Origin of the sequence: Enhygromyxa salina, assembly GCF_000737335.2 — a bacterium.
GTDB classification, from domain to species: Bacteria; Myxococcota_A; Polyangia; order Nannocystales; family Nannocystaceae; genus Plesiocystis; species Plesiocystis salina_C.
Map to the genome: position 1 here is coordinate 128,254 of NZ_JMCC02000011.1, position 17,781 is coordinate 146,034.

At 66.0% G+C, this 17,781-nt stretch carries 14 protein-coding genes; 7 read left to right on the forward strand and 7 right to left on the reverse strand.

Features of this window, described 5'->3' with window-relative positions:
* Window positions 1-79: 79 nt before the first annotated feature.
* The 3 genes from DB30_RS06325 to DB30_RS06335 all read right to left on the reverse strand — a co-directional run bounded on the left by DB30_RS06325 (window position 80) and on the right by DB30_RS06335 (window position 5,115).
* Window positions 80-1,015: a hypothetical protein gene (locus DB30_RS06325; RefSeq protein WP_052547069.1), complete on the reverse strand. Its 936-nt coding sequence runs from the start codon at window positions 1,013-1,015 to the stop codon at window positions 80-82.
* A gap of 75 nt (window positions 1,016-1,090) precedes the next feature.
* Entirely contained in the window at window positions 1,091-3,103 is a 2,013-nt protein-coding gene (locus DB30_RS06330) for an MYXO-CTERM sorting domain-containing protein (RefSeq protein WP_052547070.1), read from the reverse strand.
* A gap of 173 nt (window positions 3,104-3,276) precedes the next feature.
* Window positions 3,277-5,115, reverse strand: a complete 1,839-nt coding sequence (locus DB30_RS06335) for a tetratricopeptide repeat protein (protein ID WP_052547071.1) — start codon at window positions 5,113-5,115, stop codon at window positions 3,277-3,279.
* Window positions 5,116-5,146: 31 nt separating this feature from the next.
* On the opposite strand from DB30_RS06335, the gene DB30_RS06340 reads away from it, so the two are divergent.
* Together DB30_RS06340 and DB30_RS06345 are read left to right on the forward strand one after the other, a co-directional pair.
* Window positions 5,147-5,869 (forward strand): DUF1415 family protein, encoded by a 723-nt coding sequence (locus DB30_RS06340; protein ID WP_165703647.1) that lies wholly within the window; start codon window positions 5,147-5,149, stop codon window positions 5,867-5,869.
* Between the two features lie 350 nt (window positions 5,870-6,219).
* A complete protein-coding gene (locus tag DB30_RS06345) occupies window positions 6,220-7,527 on the forward strand; it encodes an AAA family ATPase (protein ID WP_052547073.1) in 1,308 nt (435 codons plus the stop codon).
* Window positions 7,528-7,532: 5 nt separating this feature from the next.
* Here the strand turns inward: DB30_RS06345 and DB30_RS42710 are convergent, their stop codons facing one another.
* Window positions 7,533-8,714: a hypothetical protein gene (locus tag DB30_RS42710; RefSeq protein WP_052547074.1), complete on the reverse strand. Its 1,182-nt coding sequence runs from the start codon at window positions 8,712-8,714 to the stop codon at window positions 7,533-7,535.
* 20 nt (window positions 8,715-8,734) lie between these two features.
* Complete coding sequence (locus DB30_RS06355) at window positions 8,735-10,405, reverse strand: choice-of-anchor I family protein (protein ID WP_146658148.1); 1,671 nt, start codon at window positions 10,403-10,405, stop codon at window positions 8,735-8,737.
* Between the two features lie 333 nt (window positions 10,406-10,738).
* Between DB30_RS06355 and DB30_RS41240 the strand changes: the two genes are divergently transcribed.
* Together DB30_RS41240 and DB30_RS06360 are read left to right on the forward strand one after the other, a co-directional pair.
* Window positions 10,739-10,909 carry a hypothetical protein gene (locus DB30_RS41240; protein ID WP_205632919.1) on the forward strand — a complete coding sequence of 57 codons (171 nt, stop codon included), beginning with the start codon at window positions 10,739-10,741 and terminating at the stop codon, window positions 10,907-10,909.
* Window positions 10,910-10,961: 52 nt separating this feature from the next.
* Window positions 10,962-12,392 (forward strand): hypothetical protein, encoded by a 1,431-nt coding sequence (locus DB30_RS06360; RefSeq protein WP_052547075.1) that lies wholly within the window; start codon window positions 10,962-10,964, stop codon window positions 12,390-12,392.
* Between the two features lie 162 nt (window positions 12,393-12,554).
* Here DB30_RS06360 and DB30_RS06365 read toward each other — a convergent pair whose 3' ends face one another.
* Window positions 12,555-13,436 carry a hypothetical protein gene (locus tag DB30_RS06365; RefSeq protein ID WP_052547076.1) on the reverse strand — a complete coding sequence of 294 codons (882 nt, stop codon included), beginning with the start codon at window positions 13,434-13,436 and terminating at the stop codon, window positions 12,555-12,557.
* Window positions 13,437-13,538: 102 nt separating this feature from the next.
* Here DB30_RS06365 and DB30_RS06370 point away from each other — a divergent pair, with 102 nt between their 5' ends.
* The 3 genes from DB30_RS06370 to DB30_RS06380 all read left to right on the forward strand — a co-directional run bounded on the left by DB30_RS06370 (window position 13,539) and on the right by DB30_RS06380 (window position 16,050).
* The gene (locus DB30_RS06370; RefSeq protein ID WP_052547077.1) at window positions 13,539-14,369 is read left to right on the forward strand and encodes an NYN domain-containing protein; all 831 of its coding nucleotides are present in this window, start codon (window positions 13,539-13,541) and stop codon (window positions 14,367-14,369) included.
* A 168-nt stretch (window positions 14,370-14,537) separates the two neighbouring features.
* On the forward strand, window positions 14,538-15,029 hold the full coding sequence (locus DB30_RS06375) for a hypothetical protein (RefSeq protein ID WP_146658149.1): 492 nt from the start codon (window positions 14,538-14,540) through the stop codon (window positions 15,027-15,029).
* Window positions 15,030-15,594: 565 nt separating this feature from the next.
* The gene (locus DB30_RS06380) at window positions 15,595-16,050 is read left to right on the forward strand and encodes a hypothetical protein (protein WP_205632920.1); all 456 of its coding nucleotides are present in this window, start codon (window positions 15,595-15,597) and stop codon (window positions 16,048-16,050) included.
* Window positions 16,051-16,271: 221 nt separating this feature from the next.
* Here the strand turns inward: DB30_RS06380 and DB30_RS06385 are convergent, their stop codons facing one another.
* On the reverse strand, window positions 16,272-17,642 hold the full coding sequence (locus tag DB30_RS06385; RefSeq protein WP_165703649.1) for a carotenoid oxygenase family protein: 1,371 nt from the start codon (window positions 17,640-17,642) through the stop codon (window positions 16,272-16,274).
* Window positions 17,643-17,781: the final 139 nt, after the last annotated feature.

A 17,781-nucleotide genomic window follows, 5' to 3' on the forward strand; every position in this document is an offset into this window, starting at 1 on the left:
AACGGGCGGTCGACGCCGCGCACGTCGCCGAGATCTACACCCGGCAGACGCGCTGAAGCTGCAGCGCCAAGCCAGCGAGTCAGCACTGCGCTTGGCAACTGTTGACCGCGATCCCCACGCAGGTCTGATCCCACTCAGTGTCGCAGCAATACGGATCTAGCCCGCACACACAATTTTCAACGAACGGCACCTGGCAGCCCGAGGTCATCTTGGCCATGCAGCAGTTGCCATCGTTGCACAGCCCAAACTCGTAGCCGCTGCAGTTGTCGTTGCACAGCAAGGTGCCGTCGGCGAAGCCAACGGACGAGCAGCTCTCGCCGTTGAGGTTGTTGCCGTCGCACTGCTCGTCGTTCTCGAGCACCCCGTTGCCGCAGGCCTCGCTGGTGCAGGCGTTGGTGCTGAAGCCGTCGCAGTTGGCCAGGCAGGTCAGCGTGCCGCCGGTGAAGCCTTGGGTCACGCAGGTCTGACCGTTGAGCAGCGCGCCGTCGCAGGCCTCGCCGTCGTCGAGCTCACCGTTGCCGCAGGTGTTGAGTGTGCAGCCGCTGGTGTCCAGGCTCGCGCAGCCCTGGCCGCAGACCAGCGTGCCGCCGTCAAACCCCAGCGACATGCAGGTGTTGCCGTCGAGGTTGGTGCCGTCGCAGACCTCGGGCCCGTCGACCACTCCGTTGCCGCAGGTCTCGCTAAAGCAGTTGCTGGTGTCGAAGCCCGAGCAGTCGTGCGCGCAGCTCAGGATCCCGCCGTCGAACGCGAGGGTCGTGCAGCTCTGGCCGGCGAGGTTGTTGTTGTCACAAAACTCGTCGCCCTCGACGACACCGTCGCCGCAGGTCGGGCCGTCATCGGTGTCGCCGTCGCCGTCGCCGGTCGTGTCGTCGTTGTCGGTGTTGGTGTCCTGGCCCAGCGACAGTGACGAGAAGGTGGTCGCGCCGCTCCCCGCGTCACTGTCGCCACCCGCACACGCGAGCGTGGGCAACACGCACAGCCCAAGGACGAGGGAAGAGGCGCGGGTCCAAGCCATCGCCGGCCATGGTACCCAATCGCGGGCCAGTCGCGGGCCGATCGCTAGTTCGGCCCGCTCAATCGCGCCGTGGACTCAGTCTTTGCGCCGACGAATCGCCGCTGCGAGCAGCAATAGACCAAACGCGAGGCCACCGGCCGGGGCGTCTTGATCCGTGACGGAGCAGGCCACGCTGCCACCGCCATCCCCGCCGGACTTGGGCGGCCTCTCGTCGCCTGCACCGCCGCCGCCCGCATCGGCCGCGACCGGGGTCGCCTCGGTGGCGGCCGGCTTGGCACCGCCCGCGCTCCACAGCGCGTTGGGACAGCCCGCCGCGTCGATCCGCGCGAGGATGCCCTTCGCAAGCTTCACGTCGCCGCTGTGGCGAGGATCCGACGCGTCGACGTTGGTCGTGAAGATGGTGAACGCCTCCTGGGCCCGCTCGCACTCCTGGCCCTTCCACGCCGCGTCGCCGATCCGAAACGCCAGCGCATGGTTGGTGGGCAGGATGTAGTAGGCGCGCTCGTACTTGCCGATCGCCGCCTTGAAGTCGAGCTCGAGGTCCAGCGCCTGCGCCTCTGCGTAGAGATCGCGGGCGTGGGTCTCTTTCTCGCCAACGGCCCACTTGGGGCACGTGCCCGCGGCGGACTCTTCTTGGTAGCGCTTGGTCTCGCGCAGCTGGGTGCGATGAAGCTTGGGATCACCGACCGTCAGGAAGTACGCAAAGTAGGTGTCTGCGTCGGCGCACTCGCGCGAGTTCCAGCTCGCAACCGCGACCTGGAACGCCAAGGCGTGGTTCTCTGGGGTGAGCTGGTAGGCGATCGCGTAGGTGGTTGCGGCCCCGCCCCAGTCCTCTTGCTTGCCCAGCTCCTCGGCCTGCTTGACCAAGGTGTCCGCGAGCGCGGCATCGTCGGCGGGCGTGCGGGGCGGGCACTCGAAGGTCTTGAGCTCGCCGAGGGTCTTGTTGGCCAGCGCCAGCTCGGGGGCGAACAGGGTCTGGTCGCCGTACTGAACGAAGCGCTCGAGGTGGACACGCGAGCGCTCGCAGTCCTTGGCCTTGGCCGCCGCGTCGCCGGTCTTGTAGGCCAGCACCAAATTGTCGGGCGCGAGCAGGTACGCCTCTTCGAAGGCGTCGGCGGCCGACAGCCAGTCGCCGCGGTCCCCCGTCTCCTTGCCGATCTTTTGTAGCTTGGCGACCCGCGCCGCCACGGCCTGCGGAGGCAAGCCCGCGACCGAGCTCTGGTCGGCGCCGCCGTGGGGCGGCAGGGTGACGGGCTTGGGCGCGTCGGCGGTGGCGACCGCGGTGGTCCCCGCGTCCGTCGTGGTTGTCCCCGCGTCCGTCGTCGCGGTCGCGGCGGCGTCGTCGGTCGGCGTCTCGGCAGGATCGCCAGCAGCGACCGCGACATCACCCTCGGCCTCACCCTCGACCGCGGCGTCGCCGGTGGTCTCCATGGGCTCGATGGCCTCACCGTTCATGGCGGCCAGCAAGTTCTTGGTCGCCCTCGCGGCCTTGTCGGGCAGCGTGGCGAGGGTGTCCTTGGACTCGGCCGCCGCGTTCTTGACCGTGTTCGGGAGCTCCTTGGCGGTTGCGATGTCGGCCTCGATCTGGACGCCGCCATCACCCACCGCGACCGCGAGCTCACCCGACAGCTCCTTCGTGGTCTTGAGCGCCAGCTTGGGCGTTGACATGGCCAGCTTGCCGATGTTCTTGCCAGCCACCTTGATCCGGCCAGGCACGCCCTGCAGATCCACGCCGACTTGCTTGATCTTGGCGAGCGTCGCCTCGATCTTGGCCTTCGTCTCTTCGACCTCCGTGACCGCGCCGATCTCGATCTGGCCGTCTTTGAACGCGACCGTGCACATCGCCGAGAACGCGGCGGGATCGAGGTCGAGCTCGGCCCGCAACGCCGCGATCTCGTCGGCGAGACGGACCGCGTTGTCGATGGGCTCCGCCGCCCACACGACCTGCGCGGTCATCTGGTTCGGGACATCCGCAAACTCGTCGAAGGTGCGCTCGTACTCGGGCGCCGCCGGACCCTCCATGGGTGCAGTGCTGCCGCTGGCGCTAGCGCTGCCGCTGGCCGACAGATCGCAGCCCAGCAGGGTCACGACAGAAGCGGTCAGAATGGAGCATCGGATCCAACGCGACGCTGGGCTCATACCTCGAGATTTACTGGTCATCATCCGCCGGAGAGTTTCGGGGTCGGAGGCTCGCAGAAAAGAACACGACGCTCAACGAGCGTTGCATGCGCATAGTCACGAATGACCGGTACGAGCGCGAATCAACGCGGGTTCGAGCGGCGTTCGATAGCGACGTCGTCGCGATAGATCCGCGCCTGCACGAGCACCCACTCGGGCACCTCCCCTTGTGTAGCAAGGTCGAACACGACGGCCAGATCCTGCTCCGACCCATCGAGATCGCCAAGGCGAAACCGCAGGTGGGCGCGACGCATGAGGAAGATTGGCTGGGCCGGGCGCAGCTCGAGCGCGCGGTTCAAGCTCGCCAGCGCGTCACGGGGCTCACCAATCACGTCTTGGACCATGGCCAAATTGTAATAGTGGACTGGGTGTGGCTGGTCACGATGACTGCGCGGCCATGGTCCCTGCAAGAGCGCGATTCCGGCCAGCACCAGCAGCCAGCGCGGGAGCGTGAGCTGGACCGATCCTTTTGGTGCCAGCTCCCCCGGCTCGTGCCCGCGACCCCCAACCAACGCCCCAAGCCGCGGGCCCGCCCACGCGACCAGCCCCAGCACGCCCGGCCCGGCCAACACCGCCAGGGGCACGACCAGCGGCAGCCGATGCTGGGCCGACGTGAAGTACAACAAGTTGGCGGCCAGCACCGCCCCGACTTGCCCAGCCAAAAACCACCCCAGCGCCCGTCGCGAGCTTGCGGTGCGAACAAACGCCGGAGCTCCGGTTGCCGGCTCGTTGCCCTCGCGCGGCTGCCAGCGCCCACCCAGCACCACGCCGGCCCCAAGCAGCCCAAGCGCCAGCAACATCGAGAAGCTGACGCCCACCCGGTGGGCCCACGGCAGCAGCTCGCGCTCGCCCAGCCAGTCGTAGTCCTGGGTCAGCTGCTGGTCGCCGAGCGTGAGCCACAGCTTGTGAAACTCGAGCTTCACCCAGGTCCCAGGGTGGTCCGCGATCCACTTGAACGAGCGGGCATAGAGCGCGTCACCGATCGCCCGCGCTCGCTCGCGCGTTGGCAGCCCGGGGTCGATCCCCAGCGCCACCACCAGCTCCTGACTCTCGGTGCCGAGCCGGGCGCTGAGTAGATCTGCGTCGTTCCACACGCCCTTCGACTTGGCGTTGTTGCCGATCAAGAACGAGGTTCCGCCCCCGTGGACAGGCTGGACGTCGGGGTAGCCCGTCACCGCGAGGTTGCGCGCGGCCATCGGCGCGAGCGCGAGCGTCGTGCCGAGCAGGGTCGTCGCGACCGTGAGCCCAGCCCGCTGCCACGGGCGAACACCGGACCCCGCGTCTTCGCGCGCGAGCAAGGCCACCGCGATCAGCGTGAACGGCAGCGCGACCACCATGTTCGGCCGCGCGAGGATCGACAGCCCCGAACCGAGCCCAAGGCCGAGCGCCGCCAACAAGCGCGGACCCTGACGCGCTTCGCTGCTGTTGGGCCCGAGCGTGACTCGCAGCAGCGCGACGAAGCCTGCGATCACCAACACGTTGCACGCGACCCCAAGCTCGGCGCTGACGTACTTGTTCTCGTAGAACGCCAGGCCCGGGTGCGCGAGCAGGGCGATCGTCGACAACAGCCCAGCCCGGCGCCCCCACAGCCGCACGACGACGCGATGAAACAGCCACAAGGTCGCGAACGCGAGCAGCAGCTGAACGAGCAAGCCCAGCGAAGGCCACGCTTGGATCGCCATCCCGAGCGCGAGCAAGTACGCGTAGGCGCCCTGCAGGTAGAACGCCTCGCTGCCGAGCGGCGGATGGGCCAGGATGTCACGCGCTGCCTGTTCGTAGACGGCGCCGTCGGCAAAGGTCGCGTGGGCGAACGGCACCTCGCCCAGGTAGCTCGCGTGGTAGGCCACGCGGTACGCGACCAAGATCACGACGACCCACACGAGCGCGCGCTCGAGCTTGTTGTCGTCGTCCGCGCTCGCCACGGGCACAGCATAGCCGGCTATGCTGTGCCCCGTGTCCGACCCCCTCAGCTGGCCGCCAGACGAGGCCGTGATCCAGGCGATCCACGATCGCTACCAACGCGAGATCGTCGAGGGCCTGAACCTATGTCCCTTCGCTCGGCGCTCGCGCGAGCAGGGCCGCGTGCACCGGCCGGTGTTCGCAGCAACCAACGCCCACGATCCGACCCCGCTCGAAGTCGCGCAGCAGCTCGGCGAGCTCGTACACACCAACCGCGACGCCGAGATCGTCCTGCTCACCTTCCCGATCCCGCCGGGCCACGCGTGGCACCGCCCCCCCGCGTTCGAGCGCTTCTTGACCGCGCTGCGAGCCGAGTGGTCCAAGCTCCCGCCCCCGCGCGAGTTCTACATGGTCTCGTTTCACCCGCGCCTCGAGGTCCCCCCGGACCGCTCACTGACCGCCGACTCGCTGGTCTCGGTCTTGCGGCGCAGCCCCGATCCGGTGATCCAGTGTGTCGACGCCGAGCTGCTCGACCGCGTGCGCAAGCAGGCCCAACAGACCGGGCGCGAGCGGATGCTGCGGGAGCTCGAGCAGCAAGATCCCGCGCTCGCGGCCTTGTTTGCCCGAAGCATCTCGGCGGACCCGGAGCTGTCGGGGGACATCGCGCGCCAGAACTTTGCGGCGCACGGTCGCGGTGAAGCCCACGCGGCGCTCGAGCGGGCGATCGCGGCGTTGTTGCTCGAGCGGGATCGGGTGTATGGGGTGTCGGAAGATTGACGCGGGCCAACGGGCGCCCGGCCGCCGCGAGCGGGCGACCCGCTCACCGCGTGCTTGCTAGATTTCTCCGCACGTCGTGCATCCCATGGACGCCGAAAATGCGTTCAGAGCCCCCTCCTAAGGTCGCTGTGGGGGTCAAAGACTTTCTTGCTAGCGCGTGCTTGCTAGATTTCCGCATGTCGTGCGTCCCATGGACGCCGGAAATGCGTTCAGAGCCCCCTTCTAGAGCGCCACACATGCGAACGCGAACAAACGGCCCCGAGGAGCGAAGCGACCAGACGCGAAGCGGCTGCAGTCGGCGAAGGGCCAAGGTCGCTGTGGGGGTCATTACTTGCTAGGATCCGCCCGGCATGATCACGCGCCTCGAAGTCGACGGCTTCAAGTCTCTGCTGGGCTTCGCGGTTGATCTCGAGCCCTTCACCGTGTTCATCGGGCCGAACGGCGCGGGCAAGTCAAACATCCTCGAGGCGCTAGGGCTGCTCTCGCGGCTAGCGAGCGAGCCGATCGTCGATGCCTTTCGACACGGGCGCGGGCGGCCGAGTGATCAATTTACGCACCTCGGCGGTGAGGTGGCGCAGGAGATTCGTTTCGGGGTCGAGTTCTTGTTCTGGGGCCCGTGTCCCTCAGGAGCGGGGACGACCGCGAGCCGACTTCGCTACGAGTTGGTGATCGAGCGAAGCCAGCAGGACTCCGGGACCGAGCGATTGATCGCTCGACACGAAGAGCTCCGATACATCGGACGCGACGAGGACACGTGGATTGGGTCGCACCCCGAGTTCGCCAACGTCGCCGATTCCTTCCGCGGCGGTGACCGACAGTTTGTAGCGACGCGCGACAGCACGGTGCTCGACCCCGACGTATCGCCACAGCCGGTTCGTGTTGACCCTCACCGTACCTTCCTCGCCCAGTCACGGGAATCGATCCCGTTCAACCTTGCAACGGGCAACTTGCGTGGGTGTCAATGGATTCGCCTGGATCTGGCGAACCTCGCCGGGCCAAGCGACCGCGTTGACACCGGGGCGCTGCGTCCCGACGGCTCAAATCTACCCACCGTGCTCGCCGACCTCGCCCCGCGGTTGCTCGGCGAGGTTCGGGCCGATCTCGTCGCCCTCGTGCCGGGCATTTCGTCGTTCTTCGTGGTGCCCGAGGGTGAGTCCTTTCGCGTCGAGTTCGAACTCTCCGGCGGTGAGCGATCGCCCGCTCGCTTGACTTCAGACGGCACGCTGCGGCTGCTCGCACTGCTGACATCCCTGCATTTGCGTCCACGTCCGCAACTCATCGGCATCGAGGAGCCTGAGAACGGGATCTACCCCGGGCGCCTACGCGCCCTCGTTGATCTGTTGCTGCACGAAACCCAGCGACGCATCCATGAGGAAGCCGAGCACACCGAGCAAATCGCGGACACCAAGGCAGACCCGCTCGTTTGCGATTTCGTGCCCACACAGATCCTGCTCACGACTCACTCGCTCGTCATCCTCGCCGCGCTGCGCGAGCATCCAACCCATTTACGCTATGTGGACACCGTACACCGAGAGGGCCGCCGGGCCTCCCGCGCCAGGCGGGTTGGGCGAGCGAGCAAGGAAAATCGCCACCTCGTCATCTCGGCGCGAGAGATCGAACAACTCCTCGACGTCGCTAAATCTGAGGCTATCGGATGATATATTTACGCGCTGGCCTGTACGCCGAAGGCCCGAGCGACTATCAATTTTTGTTGCCCATGCTCGACCGGTTGCTCCGCGAGACTGCGACGCGGGTGTTTCCCGTCGCCAGCGAGATCGAAGACACCCGAGCCATCGACAGCAGCGGAGCAGAGAAACAGCGGGCTGCTCGAATTGAAGCGGCCGTGCGCGAGAACGAGGACCTCCTCGACTTCCTGATCATTCACGCGGACGGCGACAGCGATCCTCGCAGGGCGCGTAGCGAGCGAGTCGAACCCGGCATTGTTGCCGCACAGACGGCGATCCCAGACAAGCCGTTGCCCGCCCTCGCGTGTGTTCCCGTCCGTGAGCTCGAAGCCTGGTTGCTCACCGATGATCGGGTCTTTGTCGATCAACTCGGCCTGTCGGTCGAGCTGCCCAAGGCGCCCGACCGCGAGCGCGACCCGAAGCAACTGCTCCGTGCGATCCTCGGTCAACGCCACCGCCGCCCTGAGAACTTCTTCGCCCTGTTCGGCGAGCAAGTGCGGTTCGAGCGGCTTCGGCAGCTCGAGGCATTTCGGGAGTTCGAGGCAGAACTCGTAGACGTGCTGCGTAGCCTCGTTCCCATGCCTTCTCGAGCCGTCTGAAGCGATGCAAGCTGGTCGCTCTAGCGACGACGATCCCCGATCCCCGACCGGCTCGGGATCGATCCCCTTGCCCCCGCTCGCGTCGCCAGCCCCCAAGAGCAAGATGTTGCCCCGCAGACTCATGGGTGGCCTAAATGGTGTGCCACAGCGCTCGGGCACCGGCGCGACGGTCATCTCGTCCCACGTGTCCCCGCCGTGGCTGCGCCGAAACACCCGCAGCTCGCCGGTGTAGACCGCCAAGAGGTCTCCATCGACGGCCGCGGCCTTCGCGCCCAGGACCCACGTGCCGGTTCGCGTGGTGGCGCCGTCCTGCCCAACCGCATGCACGTGGAGCGCCTCGTCCACACGGGTCACGATCGAGTGGCCGTCGAACGCCAAGCCCCAGCCCAAGCCAAGCAGGTCTCCGGTGACGAGCTTGCACGCGAGGCCGTCTGTCTCAAACAGCTGGCCACTCGAAAAATTCACAAGACGGTTCCCGGCCGCGACCATTGGATGGCCCTGCGAGTCGGCGGCCGCGACCCGCACGGTGTCCGCCCCATCGAGGGTGAATCCCGTCAGCATCTCCCAAACCCTGTGATCGCTCACTCGCCGATCAGCTGATACACCCGCACCGTCCCGCTCACCTCGTTCGCCACAATCAACAGCGGCTCGCCGTTTGGGCTGTCCGCCGCCGTCACGATCTCGAGCCCCTCGGGCCCAAGGTCGCCCGCGGTGCCCAGCTCTGGATCACCCCCGTAGTCTCGAGTCGAATTATCGTAGAATACCAGGCTCGGCTTCAGCGGTTTCGACACATCGTAGACCACAATCCCGCCGACCCGCTCGAGCCCAACGAATGCGTAGGTTCGGCCCCACAGACTTGCTGTGACCACCCCCTCGGGCTCGGGGCCCTTGGCGTCGCTGCGGCTCTCGAATGCCTCGTTCGAGCCGTTGGTTGTGTTGAAGTGGCCCGGGTCCGATTTAGCCGTGATCCGCTCGAGCTGCTCGCCGCTGTCCCACACCAGCGATCCATCCACAGACCAGATCGACACCGAGCGCGAGCCAAACGCGTAGAGCTGCTCGTGATCGCCGTCATTGTCCAAATCCCCGATTGCCGCCGACACCGCCAGCCGACCCAGCTGCTCGTCTTGCTGCAAGCTCTGCGCGTCGGGGAACACGTCGGGATCGAGGACCAAGTTCTTGACCCGCACCTCCTCGCTCAGCGCGTCGTAGCCCCGGGCGTCGCCCTCGTTGGCGGTGATGAGATACTCGCGACCCTTCGCACAAAACCGATGGATGCCGTCGGGCTGGTACATGCCAAGCACCGGCCAGTTGGCGATGTTGATCTGCCCGTCCGCGTCGCTGGCGTCGAGACCGTTCGCGCCCATCGTGTGGTCTTTGTAGCCCAGCGCGACGATCTTTGTGATCGTCGCGCCATCGAGATCGACGATCGCCAGCGCGTTGTTCTCTTGCAGCGTGACCCAGGCGGTGCGCGAGTCCGCAGACACAGCGACGAATTCGGGCTCGAGGTCCTGGGCCACGCTCGACCCCACGCCAAACACCCGTACGCGCGGATCGATGTTGCCCAGGTTGAACGCCCCAAAGTCTGCGATCTGCACGTCGCCGTCGCTCAGCCCGCCCACGTCTTCGCTGACATCGATGATCGCCACGACTCCCTCTGGATCGACGAGGTAGTCGTCCTGCGGCTCGCCTTCACACGCGACGACGAGCTTGCGCGAGTCGGGCGTGAAGGTCAGCATGTCTGGGAGCGCGCCGACCTGTAAATCGTTGATGTAGGTCAGATTCACGGCAGAGAAGAGCACGACGCGCCCTGGCGCTTGGGCCGGGTCAGCCGCGACCGCGACCGCCACGATGCCGTTGGCCACGTCCACGCTGGTGGGCGCGTCACCGTAGGGGCTCACGTCGAAGCTGCCGTCCAGCGTGGGTGCAGCCGGGTCCGAGAGGTCGAGCACGTCGACGAGCTTGGCGTCACCGTTGACCACGAACAGTCGCGCGCTGTCTGGGTCGAAGGCCGTGATCTCGGCGGCGCTCGCGTCAAACACTCCCGTCTCGTAGACCCCGATTGGCTCGAGGCCGACCAATCTCAGGTCATCATCGTCATCATCGTCATCATCGTCGTCATCGTCATCGTCGCAACCGCGATCATCGTCATCATGTTTTTTCTTGGCCTTCTTCCTTTTGTCCTTGTCCTTGTCCTTGTCCTTGCCCTTGCCCTTGCCCTTGCCTTCCTCTGGCTCGTCGAGAATCACGCTCATGGGGCCAGCACGCCCCTTGCGAACACCGAGATCGGCCCCTTCGCTCGCCGAAGGTGCATCACACCCCTGAAGCAGAGCGACAGACACAGGGAGCATGAGACAGACTCTATTTGCGATATTATGCGGACACATGGCACACACCTTCACTTGGGGCCGTTGATCTTGCAGCAACCAGCGTGCTCGACGAGAGTTACAAACACACAACATTCACATCACGCGATTGCAAGAAGATTTACGCGCATGACTTGCGCGACTGGCATTCGCTACCCTTTTCACACATGCCAAAATTTCTGACCCGCGATCCGGCCATTGCCGACTACGATCAATACCGCGATGCCCCCCGTCAAGCCCACACCCGAGGTCCCACCGCCGTCTCCCTCGCCAGAGATCACGCCGCCGCCGTCAGAGATCCCGGATCCTCGGCCGCCCGAGGTCGAGCCACCACCGCCCACACCGCGGCCCGAGCCACCGACCGAGGTACCACCGCCGATGACGCTGAGGTAGGCGATCGGCTGAGGTCTTGCGCGTGCGTGCTGGACCAAGGCATGGTCGCAGGGTGACCTCGTCCAAGCTGCGCTCACGTCTGCTGCCCGCGCTCGCCCTGCTGTGTGCTTGTGGTGCGCGCGAGCCCGCCAACGCCAACGCCAACGCCGAACCAGCAGCCGAAGCGGCGACGCCCAGCCCAGACGCCACACCCGAGCCCACCACCGCCGAGCCAACACCCCCAGCAACCGACCGGACCGCCAAGGCCAACGTCACCCCGCGGCCAGACAGCGACCAGCCTGGCGCGGTGTACTTCGTGATCAACACCAAGGGCCTCGTCAAGCTCGACGGCACCGGCACCAAGCTGCTGCTCGCCAACCCCGAGCGCAACATCTCGGATCTGTTCATTGGCCCAAGCGGCGAGGTGTTCATGCTCGACGCCCACTCGCTGCGCAAGCTCGAGGGCGACACCCTCGTCGAGGTCGAGCGCTTCGAGCTCGGTCGCGGCGGCCCCGTCAACGCGCTCGCGCTGGCCCGCGACGGGACCACGTGGATCAGCAACAGCGAGGGGATCGGCGCCCGCGTTGACGGAGCGTGGCGAACCACCAGCTTCGAGGCGCTCGGCGTCGAGCCCAGCGCAGCGCTGGCGATCGCGGCGGACGACACGGTCTGGGTGATCGGCTCGCGGGTCTTGCTGTACCGCGAGGCAGACCAGTGGATCCCCGTTGATCCCATGCTGCTGCGCACCCTTCCGCTGTTTCTCAACGCGACCGCCTCACCGATCGGCCCGGTCAACACCACCACCGGTCACAAGCTCACGCGTCTAGGCAAGACCGCCCTCGACTCGGTCCTCATCGATCCCAAAGAGAAGATCAGCTACACGGCGGCGCTCGACATCGCCGCAGATGGCCACGCGGGCTTGGCCAGCAGCGCGTGTGATCTGGTCCGCGTGAACCCCAAGCCGCCAACTTTGATCTGGCGATTCGCGGGCGGCGACTACGACTGCCAGACCGCCGAATCCATGGCCATGGACGCGCGCCATCGGTTTTGGGTGGCCTCGCGCGAGGGCTTGAGCGTCGTCGAAGAAGACCGCAGCGTGCACGAGTATCCCGCCGGGAGCTTCGCCGACCTCGCGGGGCGCGTGAGCCACATGGTCGTGACGGGCGATGGCCCCGAGCTGCCGCAGCCCAGCGCCGTGCGAACGACAACGCTGACCGCCACCTTGAGCGTGGGGGACGATCCGGCAGCCAACGCCGCGGTCGAGCTGTGCCCAAGCGTCCGCCTGCAGGGTGAGGGCAGCCCCTGCGCCGACGCCAAGCAGCGCTACACAGCCACGACCGACGCGAAGGGTCGCGTTCGTGTGGCCGAGCTCCCGATCGGCGACTACAGCGTCGCGCTCGAGATCGATGGGACCTGGCGGTGGAGTACGCCGCCAAGCTTCGCCGCCAAGCTGCGTCCGGGCGAGGTCCACGACCTCGGCCCGCTCGTGCTGCCCAAGCTCTGACCTCGAAGAATCTCGCGGGCCCAGGGCGTTACTCGAAATCGCTCATTTGCAACCGCGTACGCGTGACGTGCTGGCCGATGCGCTCGCGCGCTGGGTCGCGGGTCGCTATCTCGATCACGGGTTGTTCAATGGTTGTTCGAGGGTTGGCCGATGGACTGACGATCAAGGCGATATACACACACCCACGTGCTCGAGGCCCGGTATCGGATCGGCCTCGAAAAAGGGCACGCAGCTGGTGCCCGGTACCGCGTCACATTGGGCGTCGCCGAGGTCGATGTCACAAAAAGGCGTGCAGCAGGCCCCCGCTTCGCACGCTGGAAGCGCGTCGGCGCTCGTGCAGCCAAGGCCAGCCGCACAGTCGTTGACAAAGTTGCAGGGCTGCCCGGCCGGAGCATCATCGGTTGTAAACATGCAATTGAAGCCGTTGTTGGTCCAATAGCAAGCCTGGCCAACATCGCAGTCTTGCAGCGTGGGGTCGCACCCGAAGATGCACAACGAGATCGTGCTGTCGCCCGAAATCAGGCACGAACTCCCCGGCGGGCACTGGGGGTCGTCGGGGCTACCGGTGCAAAAGGCAGCGCAGGTCCCAACCGGCTGGCCATCCACATCTTGCACATCCCAGCAGAAGCTGGTGCCGTCGCAGTCATCCGTGGCCTCGACAATGCCGTGGGAGATGCATGGCTCGCCGGGCGCTTGGTCGCCCATGATCGGCACGCACTTGTGCGCGTCCCAGCCGCTGCCGTGCGGGCTATAGGGGACACACTTCTCGCCGTCGGGGCAGTCTTGCGCGAACGTGTCGCAGGGCTCGATCATCGAGTCGTCGTTGGGCGGGACGAAGCCCGACGTCTCGGTCCCGTCCTCCGTGGACGGCGCTTGGGTCTCGCTGGTGCTCGTGGCGTCCGCCGTGGTGCTGCTCGACTCGAGCGTGGAGTCGCTCGTGCTCCCCGCGTCCGCGCCCGCGTCGGCTGCGATCCCCGCCGGCCCGCAGGCGATCGCGGTTGGCAGCAGCGGCAGCAGGATCCAGAGCGGCGCGAGCTTGGTCATGGCGGGTCCAGATACGCTGACAATGTCCCACGACGCCAGCAAATCTGCCATCCCCGCGTGGGGGCTTCGAGAGCCTCGCGGAACGTGGTACCTCCTCCCAACATGGCCCAACCCGGCAGCGACACCCCCAACATCGCCGTTTTTGCCGACTACGAGAACGTCGCGCTTGGTGCCCGGGACGCAAAGTTCGACAAGTTCGACATCAACTTGGTGCTCGAGCGCCTGCTCGAGCGCGGCAACGTGGTGGTGCGCAAGGCCTACTGCGACTGGTCCCGCTACAAGAGCGACCGCACCGCGCTGCACGAGCGCAGCTTCGAGCTCGTCGAGGTCCCGCACGTGAAGCTGGCCGGCAAGAACTCCGCCGACATCCGCATGGTCGTGGACGCGCTGGACCTCGCCCACACCAAGCGCCACGTGGGCGTGTTCGCGCTGATCACCGGCGACAGCGACTTCTCGCCGCTCGTCAGCAAGCTGCGCGAGAACAACAAGGCCGTGATCGGGATCGGCGTGCGCCAATCAACCAGCGATCTGCTGGTCGAGAACTGCGACGAGTTCATCTATTACGACGATCTGATCCGCGAGCACAAACCCAAGCGCCCGCGCGCCAAGGTTGAAAAGCGCGAGCCCAAGTCCGCGGGCAACAGCGGCGGTGGTGGCGGCAGCGGCAAGACCGAAGGCCAGCGCAAGGCCGAGGCGATCGAGCTGGCGCTCGACACGGTCGAGGCCATGTTCCGCGATCGCTCCGGCACGCTGTGGGGCTCGATGGTCAAGCAGGCAATTCAGCGCAAGAAGCCCAATTTCTCCGAGAGCTACCACGGGTACCGCAGCTTCAATCAGCTGCTCGAGGACGCGGAGCAGCGCGAGTTGTTGGTGCTGCAAAAAGACGAGAAGTCGGGCGGGTACATCATCGTCGAGCTTGGCGCCAAGGCGTAGCCCCGCGTTGTCGGGTTCAGCGCTCGCTCTGGGACGAGGGGCCCCTGGGTCGAGCCTGCAAACGCTTCGCGTTGCCTGAACCCGACCTGTCACTAGTTTTTCGCCATGATCCTCCACGCGATCTTCTCAGTCGCGCTGGCTTCGTCACCAACCTACGAGCCGCCCCCGGTGACGGTCGTCGACGAGTACACGACCCAAGATGGCACCCGCACACGCTGGGCATCGGTGAGCTACTCGCTGCCCCAGGGCCAAACCGCGGAGGTTGTGTTGGTTGTCGACGACGCGAACCACGGCGATGGCTACCTGTACGTCGATGGGGAGGCGATCGTGCACTCGACCTGGGACGCCTCAACCGGTTTGACCAACTGGATATCATCCACCCCCGAAGCCAGCGAACTCGCCTCTGCGGCGCTGGTTGGTCTCGCGGGCGGACCTGGCACCGAGCTTATGGACGCGTTCGGTGGTGAGTCCCAAGCGTTCAAGTGCAGCGCATGGGGCAAGAAAGTGCTGCGAGCGGGGAAGTACATCTGGTCCGGAGTAGTGGCGGCCTCCGCGGGTGTGTGCTGTCTTTCGGCTGGGGCGGGCTGCCCGTTGTGCCTCGGGGCGGGCGCGGTGGCACAGGGTATTGGAGCCGATGCGCTGGAGGACTACTGTGATTGAGGACGCAGTCCCCACGGGTCATTTCCTCACCTTTGCGTATTTGCGGAAGTGGCGGCAGCGTGATCGTTTTACCTTTCTCACCGGTGTGCTGATCACACTCATGCTCCCGATGCTATTGGACGCGGGGCCATGGACAGCCGGCTTGGTGGCGACTGGCGCCGGTCTGGGCTTGTTCAGTGCCGTTGAGGCTGTGCTTCGCTGGCGGGCTTGGCGTCAGGGGTCCCGGGGGCGTCAGTAGCGACGCCGCTCTGCCATCGGCCTTGGCCACACCACGCTCGACATCCAGGGCGCTTGGCTGAAGCTACCGTTGCGTCCGCTTGCGCGAGGACCTTGGATTCCGACCGCGCGATGCGCTACTCTCCCTTTGCATGGGCAAGCCCCCCGCCAGGCCCTCCGAAAACGACGCCGTAGAGTGGACCCTCGAAGGAAAAATTAGCGGCAAGGATGTCTCCCACACAAATTTCGACGTCCCGACCGTGCTCGCAGCTGCCGCGGCCTACCTCCAACTGTTGGTCTGGGTCGCAGGCGAGGCCGATGTGCCGCTGCATTTACCGGCCTCGAGATCATGCCAGGAAGTGTGAGGCTGTGCGCAGTACCTGATCGCCCAGATGTCGCCCGCCTCGCAGTCAAGCAAGCCGATCAGTATATCGATGGCTCGATTCCCGTGCCACGCGGCGCCAAGGGACGGGTCGACACCGTCGTGTCCCATCTGCGCCTGGTGGGCAAAGATCAACATGTTCGCGTTTCAATAGGCAAGTACCGGAAAACACTAATCGTACCTGACGCAGAGCAAGTCTCTGCCCGCATTGAAGTTGCAGATATCCGCGCGCGACTCGTTCAAGTATCGATTGATCCACCGACGGGAAAATTTCGAACCGAGCGCTTTGGATTGTTGAAGCTCAACGTCACCGAAGAGCAAGCCAAGCAGCTCGGAGCTACGCTCGGCCGCAACATGAAGTTCTCAAACTCGAGCGAGAGAGGCAGACCATCCCGCTCTCGCATCTCAAATATGACGCGATGATCTGTGCGTGTGCCAAGGTTGCACGCGTTGACTGCATCGTCGATCTTGACGGTGACTTCTGGAAGCTGGCCCCGCGGATCAACATCGCCGTAATGGCGCCAGAGCAATTCCGTCCCAAGCAGTTGTCGTTTGGGCCAAGTGACGACAGCGCTGAGTGACAAGCTCTTGGCCGCCGCTCCGCGACACGGGTTGGTGGCAGCGCACCTAACAGGTGCGCCCACCTACCCGACCCAGTCGCCGTGATAGGTCTCCGGCAACGCCTGATCAAACCACAGCTTGGCCACCGGCCCGTCCGCGAGCGCGCCCCCGTCGAGCACCGCGACATAGCTGTGATCACTTTGCTCGTCATGGCAAAGGCTCAAGATCCAAGGCTTCCCGTCAGGATCCCCGCTGCGGGCCACGGGCACAGGCTCACTCGGCTTGACCTGCGCGCCCAGCTCCCACACGTCCGCATCCCCAGTATCCACATCAACCCGGGCGAGCCCAAACCCGTCAGCCTCATCCCGCGCATAGAACCACGCATGGGGATGCTCCGCCCCTTCATACCGTGAATCAACCCGCGGAAACTCGCACGAGCGTTCCCACCGCTGCTCACTGCGCCACGCCCCGGTCCGCAGATCCAAGGTCCCCCGGTGCAGCGTTGGCGGCTCGATCCGCGATCCGTCCCCCAGCGAGGTCAGCGAGGCCAGATCCGCATACCGACAATAGTCGATCACCAGCTCGTCCCCACGCTCGAAGGCGTTGACGAAGTGCCACACCCAAAACGGCTCAACGGTGAATCGCTTCGCCGCCCCAGGGTCCGCAAACGGCACCACAATGATCTCGCACCCCTGCTCGGGCGCCCACCCAAACCAACTCGAAAAGTCGCCGAGCTGCAGCAGCGCCCGCGCCAGCTTCAGCTTCGCCGGACAGTTGATGAATATGGCGTGGTTCTCGGTCACGACAAAGTCGTGTACCAACCCGGCCCAGCCACACTCGAAGCTGCCCAACAGCCGAGGCTCTCCATTGTCCGGCAGCGCAAACAGATCCAGCATGGTCTGCTTGCCATAGCGCAGCCCAAAGTTGAAGCTCGTCTGCAATCGCGCGACCCGGTGGGGGTGAGCAGAGAACGCGCTGATCACCGCGCCATCAAAGTCCCGCTCACCCAGCACCTCGAGCGTGTCCGGATCCAGCTCGGTCGGCTTGCACGCCTCCATGATCGTGAACAAGCGGCCCCGCCAGGTCCACGCTCGCGTGTTGCCAGTGTTCTTCACCCGACCCCGCAGAGTGTTGAGCACGCGTCGCCCCCAGGGCGCGCCAGTGCCGTACAAGTACCGCCCAGCCGCCTGCTCCTCGAGGTAGCCCGCGCTCTCGATCACCCGCGCAGCCCCAAGCGCCCCGCCGTTGCCGTCAAGCCGCGCGGCCATGATCACGCCGTCGGCCTCGAAGGGGTGCGACATGCGGTGGCCAAAGCGCTCGATCTGCCCCGGACCGCTGCGGTACAGGGTCCCGGCCACCCCCTCGGGCAGCTGCCCCTCCACGCGCAGGGGCTCGAACCCATGCGGGCGGCTCAAGTTCTCGTACATGCTGGCGTGGGCGCGTGGGTCCGACACACCCACGATATAGCCGGGCGCGGTCGAACGCTCAAGGTGACCGGGGCGTGACCGCGGCAAACTCCAGGTCCAACGCAACCCCTTCCCCTGGAAATACCACGACGTCCCGACCACCGATTCAGCCGACGCGACCCACGCG